At 49.2% G+C, this 19,919-nt stretch carries 20 protein-coding genes and 1 pseudogene; 14 read left to right on the top strand and 7 right to left on the bottom strand.

The window, feature by feature from the left end; all coding sequences use genetic code 11:
- The first annotated feature begins 171 nt into the window (after positions 1-171).
- Positions 172-540 carry a hypothetical protein gene (locus ACOMHB_RS08020; protein WP_448216193.1) on the top strand — a complete coding sequence of 123 codons (369 nt, stop codon included), beginning with the start codon at positions 172-174 and terminating at the stop codon, positions 538-540.
- Positions 541-568: 28 nt separating this feature from the next.
- Here the strand turns inward: ACOMHB_RS08020 and nhaD are convergent, their stop codons facing one another.
- On the bottom strand, positions 569-1,876 hold the full coding sequence (gene nhaD, locus ACOMHB_RS08015; RefSeq protein WP_448216192.1) for a sodium:proton antiporter NhaD: 1,308 nt from the start codon (positions 1,874-1,876) through the stop codon (positions 569-571).
- Between the two features lie 490 nt (positions 1,877-2,366).
- Between nhaD and ACOMHB_RS08010 the strand changes: the two genes are divergently transcribed.
- Positions 2,367-2,837 carry an aminoacyl-tRNA deacylase gene (locus ACOMHB_RS08010; protein ID WP_317142759.1) on the top strand — a complete coding sequence of 157 codons (471 nt, stop codon included), beginning with the start codon at positions 2,367-2,369 and terminating at the stop codon, positions 2,835-2,837.
- 57 nt (positions 2,838-2,894) lie between these two features.
- On the opposite strand, the gene ACOMHB_RS08005 is transcribed toward ACOMHB_RS08010, so the two are convergent.
- Complete coding sequence (locus ACOMHB_RS08005) at positions 2,895-3,881, bottom strand: DUF6435 family protein (RefSeq protein ID WP_448216191.1); 987 nt, start codon at positions 3,879-3,881, stop codon at positions 2,895-2,897.
- A gap of 137 nt (positions 3,882-4,018) precedes the next feature.
- Between ACOMHB_RS08005 and ACOMHB_RS08000 the strand changes: the two genes are divergently transcribed.
- The 3 genes from ACOMHB_RS08000 to ACOMHB_RS07990 all read left to right on the top strand — a co-directional run bounded on the left by ACOMHB_RS08000 (position 4,019) and on the right by ACOMHB_RS07990 (position 6,668).
- Complete coding sequence (locus tag ACOMHB_RS08000; RefSeq protein ID WP_448216190.1) at positions 4,019-4,456, top strand: ArsC family reductase; 438 nt, start codon at positions 4,019-4,021, stop codon at positions 4,454-4,456.
- A gap of 99 nt (positions 4,457-4,555) precedes the next feature.
- On the top strand, positions 4,556-5,593 hold the full coding sequence (dapD, locus tag ACOMHB_RS07995) for a 2,3,4,5-tetrahydropyridine-2,6-dicarboxylate N-succinyltransferase (RefSeq protein ID WP_422132831.1): 1,038 nt from the start codon (positions 4,556-4,558) through the stop codon (positions 5,591-5,593).
- A gap of 478 nt (positions 5,594-6,071) precedes the next feature.
- Entirely contained in the window at positions 6,072-6,668 is a 597-nt protein-coding gene (locus ACOMHB_RS07990; RefSeq protein ID WP_448216189.1) for an OmpA family protein, read from the top strand.
- Between the two features lie 71 nt (positions 6,669-6,739).
- On the opposite strand, the gene dcd is transcribed toward ACOMHB_RS07990, so the two are convergent.
- Positions 6,740-7,324 carry a dCTP deaminase gene (gene dcd, locus ACOMHB_RS07985; protein ID WP_448216188.1) on the bottom strand — a complete coding sequence of 195 codons (585 nt, stop codon included), beginning with the start codon at positions 7,322-7,324 and terminating at the stop codon, positions 6,740-6,742.
- A gap of 51 nt (positions 7,325-7,375) precedes the next feature.
- Here dcd and ACOMHB_RS07980 point away from each other — a divergent pair, with 51 nt between their 5' ends.
- Both ACOMHB_RS07980 and ACOMHB_RS07975 read left to right on the top strand, forming a co-directional pair.
- Entirely contained in the window at positions 7,376-7,501 is a 126-nt protein-coding gene (locus ACOMHB_RS07980) for a hypothetical protein (protein WP_448216187.1), read from the top strand.
- Between the two features lie 7 nt (positions 7,502-7,508).
- A complete protein-coding gene (locus ACOMHB_RS07975; protein ID WP_448216186.1) occupies positions 7,509-8,084 on the top strand; it encodes an NAD(P)H-dependent oxidoreductase in 576 nt (191 codons plus the stop codon).
- 31 nt (positions 8,085-8,115) lie between these two features.
- Here ACOMHB_RS07975 and apbC read toward each other — a convergent pair whose 3' ends face one another.
- The 4 genes from apbC to ACOMHB_RS07955 form a co-directional block, all read right to left on the bottom strand.
- Positions 8,116-9,210 carry an iron-sulfur cluster carrier protein ApbC gene (gene apbC, locus ACOMHB_RS07970; RefSeq protein WP_422137389.1) on the bottom strand — a complete coding sequence of 365 codons (1,095 nt, stop codon included), beginning with the start codon at positions 9,208-9,210 and terminating at the stop codon, positions 8,116-8,118.
- 75 nt (positions 9,211-9,285) lie between these two features.
- Positions 9,286-9,975 carry a replication protein P gene (locus tag ACOMHB_RS07965; RefSeq protein WP_422132826.1) on the bottom strand — a complete coding sequence of 230 codons (690 nt, stop codon included), beginning with the start codon at positions 9,973-9,975 and terminating at the stop codon, positions 9,286-9,288.
- The gene (locus ACOMHB_RS07960) at positions 9,932-10,408 is read right to left on the bottom strand and encodes a DnaT-like ssDNA-binding domain-containing protein (protein WP_448216185.1); all 477 of its coding nucleotides are present in this window, start codon (positions 10,406-10,408) and stop codon (positions 9,932-9,934) included. Before ACOMHB_RS07960 ends, ACOMHB_RS07965 begins: the two co-directional genes overlap by 44 nt.
- A gap of 139 nt (positions 10,409-10,547) precedes the next feature.
- The gene (locus ACOMHB_RS07955; protein WP_448216184.1) at positions 10,548-10,730 is read right to left on the bottom strand and encodes a hypothetical protein; all 183 of its coding nucleotides are present in this window, start codon (positions 10,728-10,730) and stop codon (positions 10,548-10,550) included.
- Between the two features lie 435 nt (positions 10,731-11,165).
- Between ACOMHB_RS07955 and ACOMHB_RS07950 the strand changes: the two are divergent.
- The 7 genes and pseudogenes from ACOMHB_RS07950 (at position 11,166) to trhO (ending at position 19,546) form a co-directional block, all read left to right on the top strand.
- Positions 11,166-12,128: pseudogene (locus tag ACOMHB_RS07950) on the top strand (Abi family protein).
- A gap of 174 nt (positions 12,129-12,302) precedes the next feature.
- Positions 12,303-14,375, top strand: coding sequence for a methionine--tRNA ligase (gene metG, locus ACOMHB_RS07945; RefSeq protein ID WP_448218617.1), 2,073 nt, complete (start codon positions 12,303-12,305; stop codon positions 14,373-14,375).
- Between the two features lie 77 nt (positions 14,376-14,452).
- Positions 14,453-15,784, top strand: a complete 1,332-nt coding sequence (locus tag ACOMHB_RS07940; protein WP_448216183.1) for a DEAD/DEAH box helicase — start codon at positions 14,453-14,455, stop codon at positions 15,782-15,784.
- A gap of 150 nt (positions 15,785-15,934) precedes the next feature.
- The gene (locus ACOMHB_RS07935; protein ID WP_448216182.1) at positions 15,935-16,456 is read left to right on the top strand and encodes a hypothetical protein; all 522 of its coding nucleotides are present in this window, start codon (positions 15,935-15,937) and stop codon (positions 16,454-16,456) included.
- 105 nt (positions 16,457-16,561) lie between these two features.
- Positions 16,562-17,875: a DEAD/DEAH box helicase gene (locus ACOMHB_RS07930; RefSeq protein WP_448216181.1), complete on the top strand. Its 1,314-nt coding sequence runs from the start codon at positions 16,562-16,564 to the stop codon at positions 17,873-17,875.
- A gap of 90 nt (positions 17,876-17,965) precedes the next feature.
- Positions 17,966-18,367 (top strand): SMI1/KNR4 family protein, encoded by a 402-nt coding sequence (locus ACOMHB_RS07925; RefSeq protein ID WP_422408832.1) that lies wholly within the window; start codon positions 17,966-17,968, stop codon positions 18,365-18,367.
- Positions 18,368-18,556: 189 nt separating this feature from the next.
- Positions 18,557-19,546 (top strand): oxygen-dependent tRNA uridine(34) hydroxylase TrhO, encoded by a 990-nt coding sequence (trhO, locus tag ACOMHB_RS07920; RefSeq protein WP_422132819.1) that lies wholly within the window; start codon positions 18,557-18,559, stop codon positions 19,544-19,546.
- Positions 19,547-19,919 lie beyond the last annotated feature (373 nt).

The raw sequence follows: 19,919 nt of genomic DNA, 5'->3' as shown, positions 1-19,919 counted from the left end.
ATTGACAGATTGATCCGGAAGTTTCTTAAAGCCTCAAGCTCCTCAATCAAGTCAAAACGGCTTTATGATCAATGATCGCAAAGACTCAACGTATTTCACGAAACCAGAACTGCGGGAGCTTCTCTGGAAGAAAGGGAATGCTCCTGGTAAAGAGAACAAGGAGCTTCAGGTTTGAAAAGATCTGATCATTCCAGAACATCTCTTCCCATCGCAGCATGGATACTCCCATCCATTCTGTTGGCTGGCTGTGCCAGTCCTCTGGAATCAATCAGCTGTTACTACCAGCCTGTCAGGGGAACGATGCTGATTAATGAAGTGAAGGGAGACCTTGCTGAACTGGACTTCTTTCCCGATACAAAGCAGGATCTGGTATGGTTCAGGAAGCACGATATTGAACCTGAAGGTCTTGTGATGCCTATCAGCAATGTTGGGCGAGCGCCAAAACCTTCTAGCCGTCACAAGGCGATTGTTAATATCCTTACTTCAGGCAGCTGCTCACCCTATATTGTTTATCAGGGAGAACCTGTTCTGGCGCAATGAGAACAGGAATTATCCCCTGCCTTTCACTTCAACCGTTCACCAGGAAGTGGGTTGCAATACTGGCGGCATATCCCAGGGCAATGGCCCAGCTCCACTTCAAATGGCCCAGGAAGGTATATTGGCCTTTGGCCGTTCCCATCAGACCGACGCCTGCAGCGGAGCCTATTGACAGTAAACTGCCGCCTACCCCTGCGGTCAGGGTAATCAGCAGCCACTGGAATGTATCCATTTCAGGGTTCATTCCCAGAATGGCAAACATGACTGGAATGTTATCCAGAATCGCAGAGAAGACTCCGGCTGCAATGTTCGTCCAGGTGGCACCTATACCGGTGTACATGCTTTCGGAAATCAGCTCCAGGTAACCCAGATAACGCAAGCCCCCTACAGAGAAAATGACACCAAAAAAGAACAGCAGGGTGTCCCACTCGGCGTGGGCAATCCGTTTGAAAATATCCAGATCTTCTTTTTTCTCGTCGTCCATCGAAGGCATAATCTGACTGGCGGTCAGCCCTTTCAATCGCAGGAAATAGGTATAGAACATCAACAGCGAAAGTCCGGTCATCATGCCCATAAAAGGGGGCAGTCCGAAGAAGCTCTCAAAACAAACGGCCAGTACAATCGTGATCAGGAACAGCACACAGATAGCCCACCCACCCCGGCGAATACCAGAATGGTCTTCAAGGGCTGCCGGGCGACCACTATCAATAAAGAAATTCATGATGGTCGCCGGGATAATAAAATTCACAACCGAGGGAACAAATAAAGCAAAGAATGTGAAAAACTCAACCTTGTCAGCCTGCCAAACCATCAAGGTTGTGATATCACCAAAAGGACTGAAAGCTCCACCGGCATTGGACGCTACAACCACATTGATCATTGCCAGGGTGACAAAAGCAGGGTTTCCCTGTCCGACGGACATAATGACGGCACCCATCAACAGAGCCGTCGTCAGGTTATCGGCAATCGGTGAAATAAAGAAGGCCAGCACTCCGGTTACCCAGAAGAGTTGACGATAACTGAACCCCTTTCGGATCAGCCAACTGCGAAGTGAATCGAATACCTGACGCTCTTCCATGGCATTGATGTAGGTCATCGCCACCAGCAGAAACAAGAACATGGCCGAATATTCTTCCAGGTCATGCATGACCGCTCTGGATAAGCTTTCGTGGGATACTCCCTCTCCGACGGCCAGCCAGGCAATGAGGGCCCAGATGATACCGGCAGCCAGAATGACCGGTTTTGACTTACTGAGATGTAACTTCTCTTCCGCCATCACGGCAATATAAGCCAGAGTAAAAATGACAATACACAACCAGGCGATGGGGTGAGTTGTCATCCTCAACAACTCCTCTGCCGCAAAAGAGTTCTGCGGAAGAGCAAACAAACCTGCCCCGGCAAGCAGGGAAGGCCTTCTCAGTCCAGAGAAATTCACAATGATTTCCTTTAATTTTTAAATGAGTCAGGGTCCAAAAACGCGCAAATGATACTGATTGAATAACGATAAGCCAACCGCCTGTGAGATCCAATTTGAGCCAGCCCAACTCATTTCAGTGGATTCCTGTCTAATAAATCGACACCCTGACTATTTACTTTCGATATAAAATATTTTTTGTGAAATCTGCTCAGACATGCAGGGTATGAAGCGTCGGTTAAAGAGTAGAAACAGATTACAATCGACTTTTATATACAATTTTCATCTTACTATTTAGGCCTGAGGGCACAGCACTCTGAAATAATCCATATACACTTGGGCGTAGTCTCTTTAATTACGACTTTTCTAACCTTCGTGCGGGGACGTGAAGATGAGCATCGCCCGGAAACTGCACATGTTTCTAAACCAACATAATGCGGAATACGAACTTGTTTCCCACCCATACTCAGAAAGAGCGATGAATACGGCACACTCCGCCTGTATTCCAGTCAAGAATATGACGAAAGCTGTCGTTCTCAGGGACAACAGGGGTTATGTCATCGCTGTCATGCCCTCAATGAACAAACTCATGCTGCGCTGGATCAACGCCAAGCTGGATCGCCATCTGAATCTGGTTTCAGAGCAGGAATTGAAACACCTTTTTCCAGACTGTGAGGATGGTTCGATTCCGGCTATCGGCACCGCTTATGGCATGACCACCTGCTGGGATGACGAGTTGAATTCATTACAGGACCTGTATCTGGAGTCTGGTAACCACAGGGAGCTGATTCATATGAACCGTAATCAGTTCAAGGCATTACTTCAGGGGGAAACCCATGCTGCCATCAGTTGCGACCCAGACGAAATGGAAGCCTATTGCACGTGAAAAAAACAGCTGAGAGTCGATAACCGCTGAAGACTATGTAGCCAGTGACGGCTCTCTTCAGCGGGTCATTTTTTTTACAAAAACCACCACAAAGAGTGCCAGTGTGAAACTGCCGATAAAGGCCTCAATGGCTGCAAACAATCTTGAAAGACCCACGGGAGCCAGATCTCCGTAGCCCAGTGTGGTAAAGGTCACGACACTGAAGTAAAGTGTCTCCAGCCAATTAATCAGATTATTATAAAAAGGCTGGCCCGACTGGTACTGAACCATTGTCCCGCTATCCTCAATACCCAAAAAGAAATAAAAAAGGGAAAAGAAGACAATAAATGACACTGAAAACAGAACCACTCTTTCGGGCTTTTCGCCATAGCCGCTGAGCAGATCGACAATCTTTGAAACCACCCTCTGCCGGGAGATGAGGGGAAACCGGTATCGGTTGAAGGTCCTTTCCCGGTAAAAAAACTCACCAGCATTATGAAACAGTCCCTGCGCTTCACAATGTTTGCGAATATTTCTGGCTACTTCTTCAGCCTCCTCAAATAACTCGCTGGACTGGCGTTTATCGCCTTCCCGGCTGGCCTGATGAGCTTTTTCTTCCTGCAGAAAAGTATCGCCCAAATCAACATGCTCAATTCGGGCCGACTTAAAATTAACACCCAGAAGGTTTGCTCCGATTAAAAGGGTACGATGTAGATTTGCCCCACTTAAGTCCGCCTTCAGTAAATTACAACCGGAAAGATCTGCTCGATAAAGATGAGCTTTAACAAGGCTGCAACGACTCAAGTCACTACTGATCAAGTGATAGACTTCACCCTCAGGACAGACAAGATTCAGATTATCGAGATGAGCGCCTTTCAGATAAAACCCCTCCATCGTGGTACCTTTGTGAGCCCGCTCTTCCAATAATGCTCTGACATCGGCGCCGGTTTTATCAACTTCCCTGTCATGCCAAAAGCAATAGTCACTGCCTTCTAAAACCGACTCATTACAGGGGCCGGATCGCTCGCCAATATAACGGCATTGATGGTCATCTTTAATCGGCATGAAAAAATAGCCCAACCTTTTTGAATAAGTGCTCCATTACTGTGTCGGCAAAATAATCAGAAGTGTTTACCATTTGCTTTGGTGAATTACCTGACCGGCTCATGCAATTCAACACCCAGACGTGTATGCTTAGCCGTTTGAAACTATTACTTGAATATCTTCCATCTCCCAGTGAGACAAATGATGGTTTTATTGCATATGGCGAATACAGCGGACACAAAGGTAGCCTCGTGATCACCCTCTACGGAATCAGCAACTGCGACACCGTTCGAAAAGCCCGTAAGTGGCTTGCTGCTGCCGGTATTGAATACCGCTTCCATGACTACCGCAAAGACGGTCTGGACAAGGCTTCTCTGCAAACCTGGTCCAATGAACTAGGCTGGGAAGCACTGCTGAATCGTCGTGGCACAACCTGGCGACAGCTACCAGAGCAGCAAAAAGCGTCTGTCGATGAAGCCTCAGCCATTGAGTTAATGCTGGAGCAACCCGCTATAATCAGGCGACCCTTGCTCGACACAGGCTACAAAAGAGTTCTGGGCTTTTCAGACAAGCAATATCAAACACTTTTTCAGTGAAACGCCTGACTCTTTTCAAGCAGGCAGAATAACAAAGCCCCTTGCAATCGCTGCAGAGGGCTGTCTCCAATTTGATTTGAATATCAGGGGAAGTAATTTATGAACCAAACTCTTTTCAGTCTTGCGATTGGTGTAGGCAGTAAAAACACGAAAGGCGACTGGCTGGAAGTATTCTATCCTATGCCTCTGCTGAACCCATCGGAAAAGCTGGTTGCAGCGATTATCGAGCTCGTTGATTACACTGGCGGCAACACCTGCGTTGAGCTGGACAGTACAACCTGTCATGCGCTTGAAGAGTCTTTCGTCAATCTGGGTGAGGAAGCTCTGGCGAAAATGATGCTGAGCCTTGAAGAAAGTGATCAGCCCCGTGTCATTACTTTTCTGGAAACGGACGACACCCTGAACAGCACGCCTGAAGCTTACCTGAAGCTGCATCTGCTCTCACATCGTCTGGTTAAGCCCCATGGTGTCAAACTGCAAGGGATCTTCCCTCTGTTGCCCAACGTTGCCTGGACCAGTGAAGGAGCTATCGACCTGACAGAACTGCCTGAGCGCCAGCTGAAAGCTCGTGCTGAAGGCCGCTACATCAGCGTAGACTCAGTGGATAAGTTCCCGAAAATGACCGATTACGTGGTCCCTGCCGGAGTGCGTATCGCCGATGCGGCCAGGGTTCGTCTGGGCGCTTATGTTGGTGAAGGCACCACGATCATGCACGAAGGCTTTATTAACTTTAATGCCGGCACCCAGGGTAAGAGCATGATTGAAGGTCGTATCTCTGCCGGTATTATGATTGGTGAAGGTTCTGACCTGGGCGGTGGTTGCAGCACCATGGGTACCCTCTCGGGTGGTAACGACATCGTCGTTTCCCTGGGCGAAAACTGCCTGATCGGCGCCAATGCAGGAATCAATATTCCACTGGGCGACCGTTGCACCATCGAAGCCGGTCTGTACCTGACGGCTGGCAGCAAAGTCAATGTCCTGGACGATCAGAGAAACGTGGTTGAAACCGTTAAAGCCAGCCAGTTGAGTGGCCAGTCTGACCTGCTGTTCCGTCGCAACTCAATTTCCGGTGCCATTGAATGCCTGACCAATAAGTCGGCTATCGCTCTTAACGAAGACCTGCACGCTCATAATTGATAAGTCAGGGCTTCCAGCGCTCTGAACAATTCGGACTACTAAATGAATAAACCAGTCCATTTCTGGCCAAAGCCTTATAAACTTTATTTGAGGTTCTGGTCAGTCGACTGGTTTCTTCTATCAGGCCTATCGAACGGAATGGCCATCCTGTAAGATAAGCGACTTTGATCGATTAATTTCTACCCCTTATCGGCTAATGACTATCGACAAAATCCGGTAGCTTTCATGACATTTTGAATCTCGAAAAGTGAAACCTCTGAAAAGTGACCACTCTTCCAGCAAATCATCCCTCTGACGCCTCTCTGACGCCAGTTGTTGTCAAAAAAACAGCCTGATCTCAGCCTGCCTCTCACAATAAAACCAAACCACCGGAAAACAGTCATCTGGAGCAGGATTCAACGCTCCCTATAATCAACACAAATGGTCTGCATTCATTCTCTTGCAGACCAGACTCTAAACCATGGATAGGAGTAGTACCATGTCTGCAAGGATGCTGAGCACGTTAGCTATCGTTTTCCCTCTGCTGTTCACGGCAGGTTGTTCCACCACCTCTTCACAGACTCAACCTCAGAAGCCTCACTGGTCGACCTGTATGGCCCAAGGGGGGGTACTTATGGGGATCCCCGGAGCGGCTTACAATATGGCAACCGGTGGTGCTGCCCTGGTGGCAGGAGCACTGATCGGTGGCACAGCCTGCGCCATGGCAGACCCTGTTACTGAGCCTGAGGGTCCAATGGTTACTAATGGTGTAGAAGAGATGTCCACCGTTAACTTTGACTTTGACTCTTCCAGACTGAGATCGGGCGATCTGGAAATGCTGAACACGCTGATTGGTCAGCTGGATCATGACAGCCACATCGAAATAGTCGGCCACGCCTGTGAGATAGGTTCCCGCTTATACAACCAGAAGCTTTCTGAAAGAAGAGCTGAGGCCGTTAAAGACTACCTGGTGAGCAAAGGGATTCCAGAAGAAAACATGAACGTCAGAGGCAAAGGTGCAGATCACCCACTACGCGGGAATGATACAGAAGAGATGAGACAGGAAAACCGTCGTGTTGAAATCATGCTGAAATGATACCGGCCTGACAGCTAAAACCCCGGCTTGCCCGGGGTTTACTTTTTTGTCATCAGACCGGGAGCTCTACCTCATTGATCCTCAGCAATTCGACTGGCTACTGCACTCTTCTGTTCCTTGTATTTTGCGTCTTTTCGTTTGTTGTAGGGACGGGCTGCGGTACCACTCATGGTCTCGAAATTAATAGCACCTATGCCCATTCCCGGTCTCAGAGCCAGTGGCAGTTTCCCACCGTTAAAAAACTCCAGCACAATCTGACCACTCCAGCCCGGGTCAATCCGGTGAGCGGTGACATGCACCATCAAACCCAGTCTCGCCAGAGAAGATCGACCATCCAGCCAGCCAACAATATCATCGGGCAAGGTAATGGATTCACGGGTAACTGCCAAAGCCAACTCGCCCGGATGAAGGAAAAAAGCTTCGCCATCATTCAGGGTTATCTCCTTGCTCATAATGGAGTCCAACACGCGATTAATCTCTTCCCTGGGACCACTGATGTCCACAAAAGGGGCTGCATGATCGTTGAAGACCCTGAAACTGTTTCCCAGAGTCAGGTCAACACTAACCCCACTGATCTTGCCAGAGCCGGGACGGGGCTCAATAATGATTTTTCCACTGTCGAGGCAAGCTTCTATATCCCGATCACAAAGTCTCATGGTCTATTTTTCCAGCAGCAAGAAGGGAGTGTCTCAACCACAACCCCCAGAATGTTATTAAACGCTATTATACGTGCCCGACAATCAAAGGCGGTAGCTCTCTCCCCGCTTTCTCTGCTGCACCTGCTTTTGTTGCTAAAAGCCACTAAAATAGCCCTGATTGTTGCCAGCAAATAAGATCAGAATGAATGTTTTAGTCGTTTATGCCCACCCGAACCCGGAAAGCTACAATGGAGCACTGTTCAGAATGATCTGTGAACAGTTGACTCTGGCCGGGCACAATGTACACCCACTGGATCTTTATGAGATTGAATTTGAAGCACGAATGTCCCGTGAAGAGAGACTGAACTACATGACCCGTAACAACACTGACGGGATCGAAAACCAGGTTGCCAAACTGAAATGGGCAGAAGCAGTGGTCTTTATCTACCCCACCTGGTGGATGGGCCCTCCGGCGATTTTAAAGGGCTGGCTTGACCGGGTCTGGCTACCCGGAGTTGTGGCAACCTATGGACCTAAAGGTCTGGAACCGGGCCTGACCCGTATTAAAAAGTTCCTGATCATTACTACCCAGGGGTCATCCCGCTGGCGGATGGCTCTGATAGGCAATCCGCCCAGGAAAATGTTCAGGCTCTCACTGAAAGTGGTATCCCGCTGCAAAGATATAAAGTGGCTGGCGCTTTACGGTATGGACAAAAAAACAGAGGAAGATCGAAAGCAGTTTATGAAAAAAGTCATTAAGCACCTGCAAGGCTTCTGAAAAACGGGAGAGCAGCCTCTCCCCGTTTTAGTTAGTCGTCACTGAATGAGATGGTTGGCGCTTCGGGCTTCTCAGTATTTTTTAATGCCAGTTCCGCAGCCATCCGTTTAGCCATATCCCTGTAGATCATGGTGATCTGTGAGTCCGGCTCAGAAACCACAGTCGGCTCTCCTGCATCAGACTGTTCACGAATCATCATGGACAAAGGCAGTGCAGCCAGCAGATCAACACCAAACTGGTCAGCAATGCGGGTTCCTCCCCCTTCGCCGAAGAGATGCTCGGTGTGACCGCATTCAGAGCAGACATGCATAGCCATATTTTCAACCACACCCAGCACCGGGATATTGACCTTATTGAACATTTCGATGCCTTTTTTAGCATCGATCAACGCCAGATCCTGCGGTGTAGTCACAATAACACTGCCAGTGACGGGTACTTTCTGAGCCAGTGTCAGCTGGATGTCCCCGGTGCCCGGAGGCATATCGATAAACAGGTAATCAAGATCATTCCACAATGTCTGGGTCAACAGTTGCTGCAGAGCACCACTGACCATGGGACCGCGCCAAACCACCGGAGTATCTTCTGTCACCAGAAACGCCATGGACATGGCCTGAATGCCGTGAGCCTCAATGGGAATAAAGAACTTTTCATTTTTGACTTCCGGACGGGTACCATCAGGCAGGCCCAACAACATCCCGATACTGGGACCATAAATATCGGCATCCAGAACACCAACTCTGGCACCTTCTGCGGCCATCGCCAATGCCAGATTGACAGTGGTGGTCGACTTACCCACACCGCCTTTTCCGGAAGCCACTGCAATAATGTTTTTGACACCGGACAGAGCTTCCAGCTCACCCTGAACCGGCGCACTGGACACACGCCAGCCGACAGAGACTCTGGCACTTTCAACACCGGGAAGGTTCTCGATCTTGGCAGCCAGTAACTGCTCAATGCCCCCCTTCAAGCCTTCTGCCGGGTAGCCCAGTTCGACCTTCAGGGTGACTTTGCCCGACTCAATGGAAAGCTCTTTGATACAACCTGCCGTGACCAGGTCCTGTTTCAGAAAAGGATCGTGATAGCCTTGAACAGCGGCTTCAACCGCAGCACGATCTGGGACACTCATGGGCGTCAGACTCCAACCGTTTGAATGGCAGATAGACTAATGATTTCGTTGTTATTCTGCCAGTAAAAAACGAATTTACTGACCATTGGACAGCGACTTTTTCAACTTCTCAAAAGCAGAGCGGCCCGAGTCAGGATCAATGCCCTGCTTTGCCATGGTTTTTCGCAGCGCCTGCTCAGCCTGCTCATCCGCAACCCTCACGGCTTCTTTCGAGCGACTGTCTTCAATACCTTTCATGATTGAAGCCTCAAGATCCTCACCATCAAGAACCCGGTTACAGAGTATGTTGTAATTTCGCTCAAAGATGGGAAAGGCGACTCTTTGCTCTTCACTTCGCAGGGTCATCCAGCCCGTTTCCCGTGCTGCCAGATAGACGGCAATGTGAGACCAACGAGAGTCGCGGCTCTGCTCAGGCGCATAGCAGGCTTCGTAATAAGCTTGCAGAGGCTTTTTCAAGCCCATCTCATCATGATGCAGCTTACAATGTTCGCGTATCTCGCTGAGATCAGGAAAAAATTTAGTGGTATCCAGAACTTTTTGACCAGCCCTGACAATCCTGGCAGGCTTGAATTCTCCGAGCCCCTGAATCCAGACTTTCTTCGCTTCTACCAATGAAGCATCGGTTGGGAAGGCTTTTTTAAACTTTAACGGGAAGGCGGCTTCCAGCATGGTAAACAGAGTATTAATGGCATACTTTGTCTGTTGAGCTCTTTGCAAGGTTTCACGACTGGTCGTCTGACTCGTCGAAGTCGAACTGGAGTCCATCTGCCCAGCTGGTGTCTGTAAGTTTTTCGACAGTTGATTTATGAGTTCGTTGCCCTTCTTCACTTTGACCCCGCTTCCACTGGTAGATCACATGGTTCTTGAACTTATTCTGCCAGGCTTTGCGAGCTTCACCGGTCTCCAGCCAGTAGAGCTTGAATTCCGGAAGTTGGGCAAGGGTAAAGTCTGCCGGAATACCGTGGTGCGCCTCAAGAAACTCTATGTAAACTGCATCAGGCGTAAAATCCTCAGGCAGAGGCTGAACCCTGGCGCCCTCCGCAAGCGTGTTTGACTGAGCGGCTGCCGATCCAGTCGTCTGTCGGGCAAACACCGGATGTTCTTCTCCACGTTCCTGAGCAAAATCCTGAAATGGAGACCTGTCTCCGGAAGCCCACTCTCTTCGCAGTTTTTGCTTCTGGCGTTCTTCGTCAGTCATGAATTTAACAATACCTGCCTTCCCGGCTTCGGTCTACCGGTTGTAATAATGAAACAGCCCTGGCTTTCAGATAAGGCCACAGGCGTAGACGCCAGCCAGAAACAGGCCCATTCCTCCGATAAGGAAGCAGATACCTGTCTTAAGATTTTGTGGTGAGTAAATCCCTTCGCAAGTCTGAAGCCAGACTGGACAGAGCCCATTTACTCCCGGAATTTTCCCATATTTGTAACGGGAAGCCGATTATTCTAACGCCAGTAAAGCCGGATTGAATAGCGGTATTTTTACTTTCTTCTGACGTTTTCACCCAGACCAGATCTGTCATGCGCTGGCGACTTTTCCTTTGTAGCTTTTAAGTGATCTTACTTTTTTCACAGGGACAAAAATTTCATCTGAACACGAGATAAATTTCAGTGGCTATTGATTTAAAGTAAGCTGTGTTGCCAAAATAACCCTCTTCAAGGCCTCTCATAGCAGCACTTTGTTCTTCTTCGCTGAGGTAGCCCCACACATCACCGATTTTTAAATCGGTACCCGATCAAGATCTTTTGGTCGTTCGGTTAACTCCTTGCAAGCACTATTGTCCGTTGCATCGTATGCTACGCGAATTGGAGATAAAAACAGGCACCTATTGACATATCACCCACTAACACCTGGTTTTACCCTGACACACCCGCCATGCCTCTCGACGAAGCACACTCTGGCGGTTTTTTTTATTGCCAGTTAATAATAGAAAGCACATTTTCGACAATAAAAACAAATGGTTACTTTCAGCAAACACGCATTAAGCCTCAACGAGCAGATTGAAACTTTGATTGCCAGAGGCTTGGTAGTTGCTGGCCCTGTCAGAGCCAAACGCTACTTAAAGAATATTAGTTACTTCCGTTTAAGTGCCTATACCCGCCCGTTCTACATCCCCAGATCGGGTGATGGTCATCAGTTCATTTCAGGCACATCATTTGAAGATGTCCTGGAACTGTATATTTTCGACAGAGAGTTGAGACTTCTCCTTTTAGATGCCATTGAACGAATAGAAGTTGCACTGCGTGCTCAATTAACACAAGTTCTCGCTACACGACACGGTCCTCATGGGTATCTTGACCCAAACATTTTTAATAGCCATTACAATCACCAATGGCTGATTAGTGAGCTGAAAAGCAAGTCTGAGAGGAGGAAGATGGAGGTATATCTGGAAAGCTATCAACGAAAGTACCCTGATTCACCAGTACAACCACCGTTATGGATGGCACTGGAACTTTTAAGCTTCAAACAAATTTCATAACTCTTTGCCAATCTTCGCTCCCCGGAAGATCAGAAACCTCTTACAAAGCATTTTGGTTTTCAATTTACAGTACTTAAAACCTGGTTTCGTTCACTGTCTGATTTACGTAATCACTGTGCTCATCATTCAAGAATCTGGAATAGAGAGTCTGGTACCAGCCCCGTATGGCCAAGAAAAGCACCAGCAAATTGGATATATATCCCTGAGAAAATTACGGTTCCCTCATCACCTGCACAAACCATTAATCCACGGCGACGGCTTAACTATCAGCTGGTTATTATCGAAACGCTATTGAGCAGAATTAGCCCCGGAAGTGGCTGGGCCACCAGGCTTAACGGGTTGATCTCAAGAAATCCAGCGATTTCAAGAGTACATATGGGGTTTCCGGCTAACTGGGAAAAGGAACCCTTATGGACTCGTGCAGGCATTCAACCTAAGTAAACTTTCAGTAGCTGTTAGTTCGAAGTAAGCTTTGCCGCTGATAAAGGGTTTCCGGGTCGACCAGAATATCTCTGGATATGGAGGAGTTAAAGTACTTCAATAGCGGCCTCTTTACTTAAGTCTTAGCCTAAGCAATAAGAATTATCGTATACTGCCCCCCTTTACCCTCTTTCAATTTTCCAGCAACACAGTACTCGAATGAGCCAACGTAAAATACTTGTCACCAGTGCCCTGCCCTATGCCAATGGTCCTCTGCATATGGGACACCTGGTGGAATACATTCAAACCGATATCTGGGTTCGTTTTCAGAAGCTGTTCGGCAACCAATGCACTTACGTCTGCGCCGACGATGCCCATGGCACCGCCATCAGCCTGCATGCTGAAAAGCAGGGCATTTCGCCAGAAGAGTCTGTCGCCCTGATCAACAAAGAGCGCATTCGTGACTTTGGTGATTTCCTGGTGGAGTTTGATAATTACCACTCCACCCACTCTGAAGAAAATCGCAAACTGTCTGAAGCCATTTACCTGAAGCTGAAGGAAAATGGCCATATCGCCAGCCGCAACATCACACAGGCGTATGACCCTGAGAAGCAGATGTTTCTGGCGGATCGTTATATCAAGGGGGAATGTCCAAAGTGCGGGGCAGACGACCAGTACGGTGATAACTGTGAAAAATGTGGCGCCACCTATTCTCCCACCGACCTGAAAAATCCCAGGTCGGCTATTTCCGGTGCGGTTCCGGTAGAAAAAGAGAGTGAGCACTTTTTCTTCAGACTTTCAGATTTTGATGGCTTCCTGAAAGAGTGGACCCGTTCCGGCACCATTTCCGACGAGATTGCCAACAAGTTGGCCGAGTGGCTGGACGCTGGCCTGCAGGACTGGGATATTTCCCGCGACGCGCCTTACTTCGGCTTCGAAATTCCCGGTGAGCCCGGTAAATACTTCTACGTCTGGCTGGACGCTCCCATCGGCTATATGGCGTCTTTCGAGAACCTGTGCCAGAAAAGAGACGACCTGAACTTTGACGATTACTGGAAAAAAGACAGTGACTGTGAAGTGCATCACTTCATCGGCAAGGACATTGTCAACTTCCATTGCCTGTTCTGGCCTGCCATGCTGGAAGGTACGGGTTATCGCACACCGACCTTCGTCAATGTTCATGGTTACCTGACAGTGAACGGCGAAAAAATGTCCAAGTCCCGTGGCACCTTTATTACCGCCCGGACTTATCTGGAGCACCTGGACCCGGAGTATCTGCGTTATTATTACGCCGCCAAACTGTCCAGTCGCATCGATGACCTGGACCTGAACACAGAAGACCTGGTTCAGCGGGTAAACTCTGACCTGGTCGGCAAAGTGGTTAACATTGCCAGTCGTAACGCCGGCTTTATCAAGAAGCGTTTTACTGGAAAATTGTCTACCAACAACATGATCCCGGAGCTGACAGCCGACTTCCAGAAGACCGGAGAGCGCATCGCAGAACTCTATGAAGGCCGTGAATTCGGCAAAGCCATGCGTGAAATCATGGCTCTGGCTGACAAAGCCAATGCCTGGATTGACGAAGTGAAGCCCTGGGTTGTTGCTAAAGAAGAAGGCAAGGATCAGGAACTGCACGACATCTGTTCAGCCGGTATTAACCTGTTCCGTTTGCTGATGATCTACCTGAAGCCGGTTCTGCCTGCTATGGCAACCAGGGCAGAAGCCTTCCTGAACATAGAGCCTCTGCGCTGGACCGACAGCCAGACCCTGCTTCTGGATCACGGGGTGAACAATTTCAAGCCTCTGATGACCCGTGTCGAGTTGAATAAAGTCGAAGCCATGATTGAAGCCAGCAAAGAGGTACTTGCCAAAATGTCTGAGCAAAAACCTGCTGAAACCTCTGCCTGCAACGAATGGCTGGAAAAAGAGCCTGTGGCTGAGCAGATTACTTTCGATGACTTTGCCAGGGTGGATCTGCGCATTGCCAAAATTGTCAATGCCGAGCTGGTAGAAGGCGCTGGTAAACTACTGCGATTAACTCTGGATATTGGCGAAGCAGAGCCTCGCAACGTATTCGCCGGCATAAAGTCTGCCTATGCCCCGGAAGCCCTGACCGGCAAGTATACGGTTATAGTCGCCAACCTGGCACCTCGTAAAATGAAGTTTGGCGTGAGTGAAGGGATGGTTCTGGCCGCCGGCCCCGGCGGTAAAGATCTCTGGATTCTTGAGCCCCATGAAGGTGCTCAACCCGGAATGCGTGTCATGTAATCCCCAATCATACCCTGTTAAAACCCTCCCCCTCCCCACCGAGCTGATTCGGTGGGAATTCTCATAAGGAGTATCGCTTGCTTTTTTCTGACCTGGCTCTGCACGAACGGCTGCAAAAAGCCCTGACTGAAAGAAATTTCAGCGAGGCCACCCCCGTCCAGGTGGCAGTGATTCCCAGAGCGCTGGATGGCAAAGATCTGCTGGTCAGCTCCGAAACCGGCAGTGGCAAGACGGCGGCATTCCTGCTGCCTGCCCTGAATCATTTCGAGAACACTCCAGCCCCCCGCTCCGGCACCCGAATGCTGATTCTGGTGCCCACCCGGGAGCTGGCCCGACAGATTCTGAAAGAGACGGAAGCCCTGGCCCGTTTTACCCAGATCAAAGCCGGACTGATTACCGGTGGCGACCCGTTTCGTCACCAGGTCAATACATTGAGAAAGAATCCGGAAATTCTGATCGCCACGCCGGGCCGTCTGCTTGAGCATATGGAGAACAACAATACCGACTTTAATGATCTGGAATACCTGATTCTGGATGAGGCTGACCGTATGCTGGATTTTGGTTTCAGTCCAGACATGCTGAAAATTGCCTCTGAATGTCGTCAGGATCGACAAACCATGCTGTTCTCTGCCACCCTGCAACAAAAAGGGATGGGTGTACTGATTGACTTGGTTTTGCGAGAACCTGAAACCCTGACCTTAAATACGGCCAGAGAAAAGCATGAGAACATCCACCAGCAGATCGTACTGAGCGATGATCAAAAGCATAAGGAAAAGCTGACTCGCTGGCTGTTGGAAAACGAGCCTTTCGAGAAAGCCATTGTTTTCACCAATACCCGTAACCTGGCTGACCAGCTGTGCGGTTTCCTTCGCTACAGTGACCTGAAAGCCGGTGTTCTGCATGGTGAGATGGATCACCAGGAACGAAAAAAGATGATGGCCATGCTGGCTTCAGGCCAGATCAATATTCTGGTGGCTACCGATGTCGCAGCCAGAGGTCTGGATATCAAAGGGATTGAGCTGGTCATTAATTTCGATATGGCTCGCAATGGCGATGACTATGTTCACCGCGTCGGCCGCACTGGACGAGCCGGTGAAAAAGGTCTGGCCATCTCCCTGATTGGCCCCAACGAATGGAACCTGATGTCAGGCATAGAGCGTTATCTGAAAACACGCTTTGAAAAACGCTCAATCAAGGAGCTGAGAGGCAGCTGGAAAGGCCCTAAAAAGCTGAAGGCTTCGGGAAAAGCCGTCGGCAGCAAGAAAAAGAAGGTCTCCGACAAGACTAATGCTGGAAAAACACGGCAGCGCAACAAAAAGAACCTGGGTAAGCGCCGTAAACCCGCCAGTCAGGACACCACTGAATCGGTTGATGCCGGTTTTGAGCCTTTAAAACGCAAGAAAAACTAATCCTTCCTGAACCGTTATGAGAGCGGGTTTTCTCAGACTTTAGTCTAGAAAAAACCGCTTTAACCTCAACAAATCCCTTCCTACTGAGAACTTAACTGCACATTCCTTGTCTAATAACAATATAAGCCATTAAAAAATTGGAGGAAGGGAATGAAAAATCTAATAAAAATTAAGCTATTCAGCGTGCTTGTTTGCCTGGCCAGCTTCGTCAATGCCGGAAACTTATGTAACCTGCCCTCAGGGAACTACTCGGGCATGTCTAAAGTTACGCTTGATCGCTCGACCGACAAGGTGGAACAGTTTCAAGTGGAACTGAAAATCGGCTCCGACAATAACAGCTTCGGCTATATCAAGCTGTATGAGCTGGATATGGACTCTTCAGGCACACTCCATCATAACCTGATCAAAAATGAGTATTTCACGTTGAGTGGTTGCAGCTCTGGCGCAACTTACAAGCTGAAAGGCCCTGAGATCGAGGGTTTTCTCAAGGTGATGAACATTAATCAGAGCCTGGGAGAAATCACCATCACAGGGGCTATCAATACTTATGAAGAAGGTCTTTATGGCGTGGCTCAATGGCTCTATGACAGTGCCGGATCAATGATTGGATCCGAAGGTAAGTACGAGATAGATTTTCGCAGACTGCCCTTGCGCCTGCGCAAGCAGATCTGAGTTGCACTCCCGCTCCAGTGAGAGCGGGTAAACCCCAATGCACAACGCCAAAGACTGCTGTACAATCCTCTGCCCATTTCATGTCTTAGAGGTCTGCAGATCAAAATGACTGATTTTTCATCCCTTGGTTTGTGTAAACCTCTCCTTCAGGCAGTCACCGAACAGGGTTATAAAAAAGCCTCCCCGATTCAGGCCAAAGCTATTCCTATGGTTCTGACCGGCCGCGATGTCATGGCATCCGCCCAGACCGGAACGGGCAAAACAGCTGGCTTCACCTTGCCGCTGCTGCACCGTCTGTCAGAAATGCGGACGCTCAAGAACCATCCTGTTCGCGCCCTGATCCTGGTACCTACCCGCGAGCTGGCTATTCAGGTTGGCGAAAGCGTCGTTCGCTATGGTTCAAACCTCTCTCTTCGCTCAGCAGTCGCATACGGCGGTGTTGATATAGAGCCTCAGGTGGCAGCGCTTCAGGCTGGAGTGGATGTGCTGACGGCAACACCGGGGCGACTGCTGGACCTGATCCGGAAACAACATGTGACCCTGGACCACCTGAAAATCCTGGTTCTGGATGAAGCCGACAGAATGTTGGACCTCGGCTTTAAAAATGAGCTGGATCAGATTCTTGAGGTTCTGCCCGCCAAACGTCAGAATCTGCTTTTCTCTGCAACCTTCTCCAAGCAGATCAAGGCGCTGGCCCATGAGTTCCAGCGTCATCCGGTCAAAATTGAAATAGAGAATCCAAACTCTGCTGCCAGCACAGTCAAACAGTCGGTCTATCCTGTGGATCAACAGGATAAACCGGAAATCCTCAGCTATATCATTGAAGGTGGCAAGTGGGAGCAGGTACTGGTTTTCGTGCGCACCAAAAAAGCCGCCGAAAAAGTTGCCGACCTGCTCTCTGACGAAGGTATCAGCGCCACGGCACTGCACAGTGACAAGAGCCAGCCTGTTCGCAGCAGAACGCTGGTTGAGTTTCAGGCGGGTGCTTACCGGGTTCTGGTAGCCACTGATGTTGCTTCCAGAGGGCTGGATATGGATCAGTTGCCACTGGTGGTAAACTACGACCTGCCTAAAGTGCCGCAGGATTATGTGCACCGTATTGGTCGAACCGGTCGTGCTGGCAGCCCGGGGCGAGCAATCTCCCTGATGAACCCGGAAGAGAAAAAACTGCTGGAAGCCATTCGTAAGCTTATTAACAAGCCCCTGAACGTTGAGCCAGTGCCTTATTTTGAGGACGGTGTTAAGGTTACTTTGAGTGACGAGGCGCCCTCCAAAAAGTCTGGCAAGCCGCGCTCAACTTCAGCTCATCCGGGAAAAAAGCCTGCTGGTAATAAAAACAGGCCAGCATTCAAATCAGGCTCCGGCAACACTCGAAAAAAACCTTCCCAATCTGGCAGACCGGTCAAAGGTCGCAGATAATCAGGAAAACCGGCTCCATTGAGCCTCATGACAGCCCCTTATCCATGAGGGGCTTTTCTACCGCCACAGCCCCAGTCACAGGTTATCGCTATGGAAGATGTCATTGATGAACTCCGGGAAGGTGCCGTCGAGGTACCTACACCATTGGAGCTTCCTGACGAAGATGAGATCATCGAAGCTGAAGAGCAGCTGCTGCTTCCGATTCCTTCCGACTTCCGGGAGTTTCTGCTGCAAGTCAGTGACCTTGTTTATGGCTCCATGGAACCCGTTACCATTAAAGACCCCTGCTCTCACACCTACCTGCCTGAAGTTGCGGCCATCGCCTGGGACCAGGGAATGCCCAGAGATCTGCTGCCGCTCTGTGAGCATAATGGCGACTTTTATTGCGTGTCTGCGGAAGGTGAAGTAGGCCTTTGGACAGCAGGCGACCTCTCGGAAACCACCTGGCCTTCGGTCTGGCACTGGGCTAAAGATGTCTGGCTGCAAAGCTAGTTTATGTAATAAAACCAGACCAACCAACAGAGTGTGTGTGAGTATTAACTGCACTGGCAGCCGGTGCTTTCTCTTTGCTATGCTTATCGGCTGGTCTGATTCCTGACCAGAAAGTTAGTCGTCTTTCGCCTGAAGGAGGCTGTAACACACTGCACCGGATTTACGCTCCGGCCAGCAACAGGACCCTATATGTCAATCGTCGTTTGTGCGCTCTATAAATTTGTTACTCTGGATAACTTTGAAACCATTAAGCCTGAACTTCTGAAAGTCATGGAGGGCCATGGCGTTCATGGCACTCTGCTGCTTGCCCGGGAAGGTATTAATGGCACCGTTGCCGGTACCCGAAATGCCATAGACCAGCTCCTGGTCTGGCTGAAAAGCGACCCCCGTCTCGCTGAAATTGAGTATAAGTTATCCTACACCGAGGCGATGCCTTTCAAACGTACCAAGGTCAAACTCAAGAAAGAGATCGTCACCATGGGTGTGGAAGGTATTGATCCCAACCATGTTGTCGGAACCTATGTCGATGCCAAGTCATGGAACGATTTGATCAATGATCCGGAAGTTCTGGTGGTTGATACCCGCAACGATTATGAAGTCCAGGTAGGCACCTTCAAAAATGCGATCAATCCCAACACTGAGACCTTCAGGGAGTTTCCTGAATACGTCAGGGATCACCTCAACCCCGGGCAACACAAGAAAATTGCCATGTTCTGCACTGGTGGCATTCGCTGCGAAAAGTCGACGGCCTATCTGAAAGAACAGGGTTTTGAAGAGGTCTACCACCTGAAAGGCGGGATTCTCAAATACCTGGAAGAAATACCCCAGGAAGAATCCACCTGGGAAGGCGAATGCTTTGTTTTTGATGATCGTGTCACCGTCAATCATCAGCTTGAAAAAGGTCAGTACGATCAATGCAACGCTTGTCGTCTTCCTATAACCGTTCAGGACCAGCTCAGCGAACACTTTGAACAGGGCGTCAGTTGCCCTCACTGCTATGACAGGCACACACCGGATCAGAAGCAACGTTTCCGTGAACGTGAACACCAGATTCAGCTGGCAAGACGACGTGGAGAAGCTCACCTCGGAGGTGAGGTCGGCAATACCGTTTTGAATCGAAGAAAAGCCAAACAGGCTTTTCGTGAACAACAACGCGCTCTGGCAGCCACAAAGCAGTAATACCAATCAAACTTTCTAACTCCCAATTGCGCTGAAGATTTGAGCCTTAATCCTGCGTTGGCGATCGTCGCCATAGCTAAGGCTCAAATCTCCATGCTCACAAGAAATACCAGCCACCTCCCAACAGCATCACAAACAGGATGGCCCATCGATCTGCATCATGCCCCTGCGTCAAGGTATGCTCAACGGCCCTTTTAAAAACACACTTATCTTCTTGATCTATCCTTCCTATCGGTAAACCAGAGCAAGGATAGAATTATTAAATACTTACTCTTTACAGCACTGCTATTACTGTCATTGTCTGTCGTCTTTCAGGCCGAGCCGTCGGGAAGAGATTTTATTGTCAGGCCTGCACAGAATACAGATAATCCAA

It is taken from the genome of Endozoicomonas sp. 2B-B (assembly GCF_053470045.1).
Note: the sequence above shows the minus strand (reverse complement) of the source record. Positions and strands in the feature narration are given on the sequence as shown.

What these genes read in the sequence shown, in the direction of transcription:
- ACOMHB_RS07960 (WP_448216185.1), bottom strand. Translation starts at nt 10,408, where the DNA reads ATGACTGACGAAGAACGCCAGAAGCAAAAACTGCGAAGAGAGTGGGCT.
- ACOMHB_RS07990 (WP_448216189.1), top strand. Translation starts at nt 6,072, where the DNA reads ATGTCTGCAAGGATGCTGAGCACGTTAGCTATCGTTTTCCCTCTGCTG.
- ACOMHB_RS07935 (WP_448216182.1), top strand. Translation starts at nt 15,935, where the DNA reads ATGAAAAATCTAATAAAAATTAAGCTATTCAGCGTGCTTGTTTGCCTG.
- ACOMHB_RS07930 (WP_448216181.1), top strand. Translation starts at nt 16,562, where the DNA reads ATGACTGATTTTTCATCCCTTGGTTTGTGTAAACCTCTCCTTCAGGCA.
- ACOMHB_RS07965 (WP_422132826.1), bottom strand. Translation starts at nt 9,975, where the DNA reads ATGGACTCCAGTTCGACTTCGACGAGTCAGACGACCAGTCGTGAAACC.
- ACOMHB_RS07925 (WP_422408832.1), top strand. Translation starts at nt 17,966, where the DNA reads ATGGAAGATGTCATTGATGAACTCCGGGAAGGTGCCGTCGAGGTACCT.
- ACOMHB_RS07975 (WP_448216186.1), top strand. Translation starts at nt 7,509, where the DNA reads ATGAATGTTTTAGTCGTTTATGCCCACCCGAACCCGGAAAGCTACAAT.
- dapD (WP_422132831.1), top strand. Translation starts at nt 4,556, where the DNA reads ATGAACCAAACTCTTTTCAGTCTTGCGATTGGTGTAGGCAGTAAAAAC.
- ACOMHB_RS08005 (WP_448216191.1), bottom strand. Translation starts at nt 3,881, where the DNA reads ATGCCGATTAAAGATGACCATCAATGCCGTTATATTGGCGAGCGATCC.
- ACOMHB_RS07955 (WP_448216184.1), bottom strand. Translation starts at nt 10,730, where the DNA reads ATGACAGATCTGGTCTGGGTGAAAACGTCAGAAGAAAGTAAAAATACC.
- nhaD (WP_448216192.1), bottom strand. Translation starts at nt 1,876, where the DNA reads ATGACAACTCACCCCATCGCCTGGTTGTGTATTGTCATTTTTACTCTG.
- trhO (WP_422132819.1), top strand. Translation starts at nt 18,557, where the DNA reads ATGTCAATCGTCGTTTGTGCGCTCTATAAATTTGTTACTCTGGATAAC.
- apbC (WP_422137389.1), bottom strand. Translation starts at nt 9,210, where the DNA reads ATGAGTGTCCCAGATCGTGCTGCGGTTGAAGCCGCTGTTCAAGGCTAT.
- ACOMHB_RS07980 (WP_448216187.1), top strand. Translation starts at nt 7,376, where the DNA reads ATGTTATTAAACGCTATTATACGTGCCCGACAATCAAAGGCGGTAGCT.
- ACOMHB_RS08010 (WP_317142759.1), top strand. Translation starts at nt 2,367, where the DNA reads ATGTTTCTAAACCAACATAATGCGGAATACGAACTTGTTTCCCACCCA.
- dcd (WP_448216188.1), bottom strand. Translation starts at nt 7,324, where the DNA reads ATGAGACTTTGTGATCGGGATATAGAAGCTTGCCTCGACAGTGGAAAA.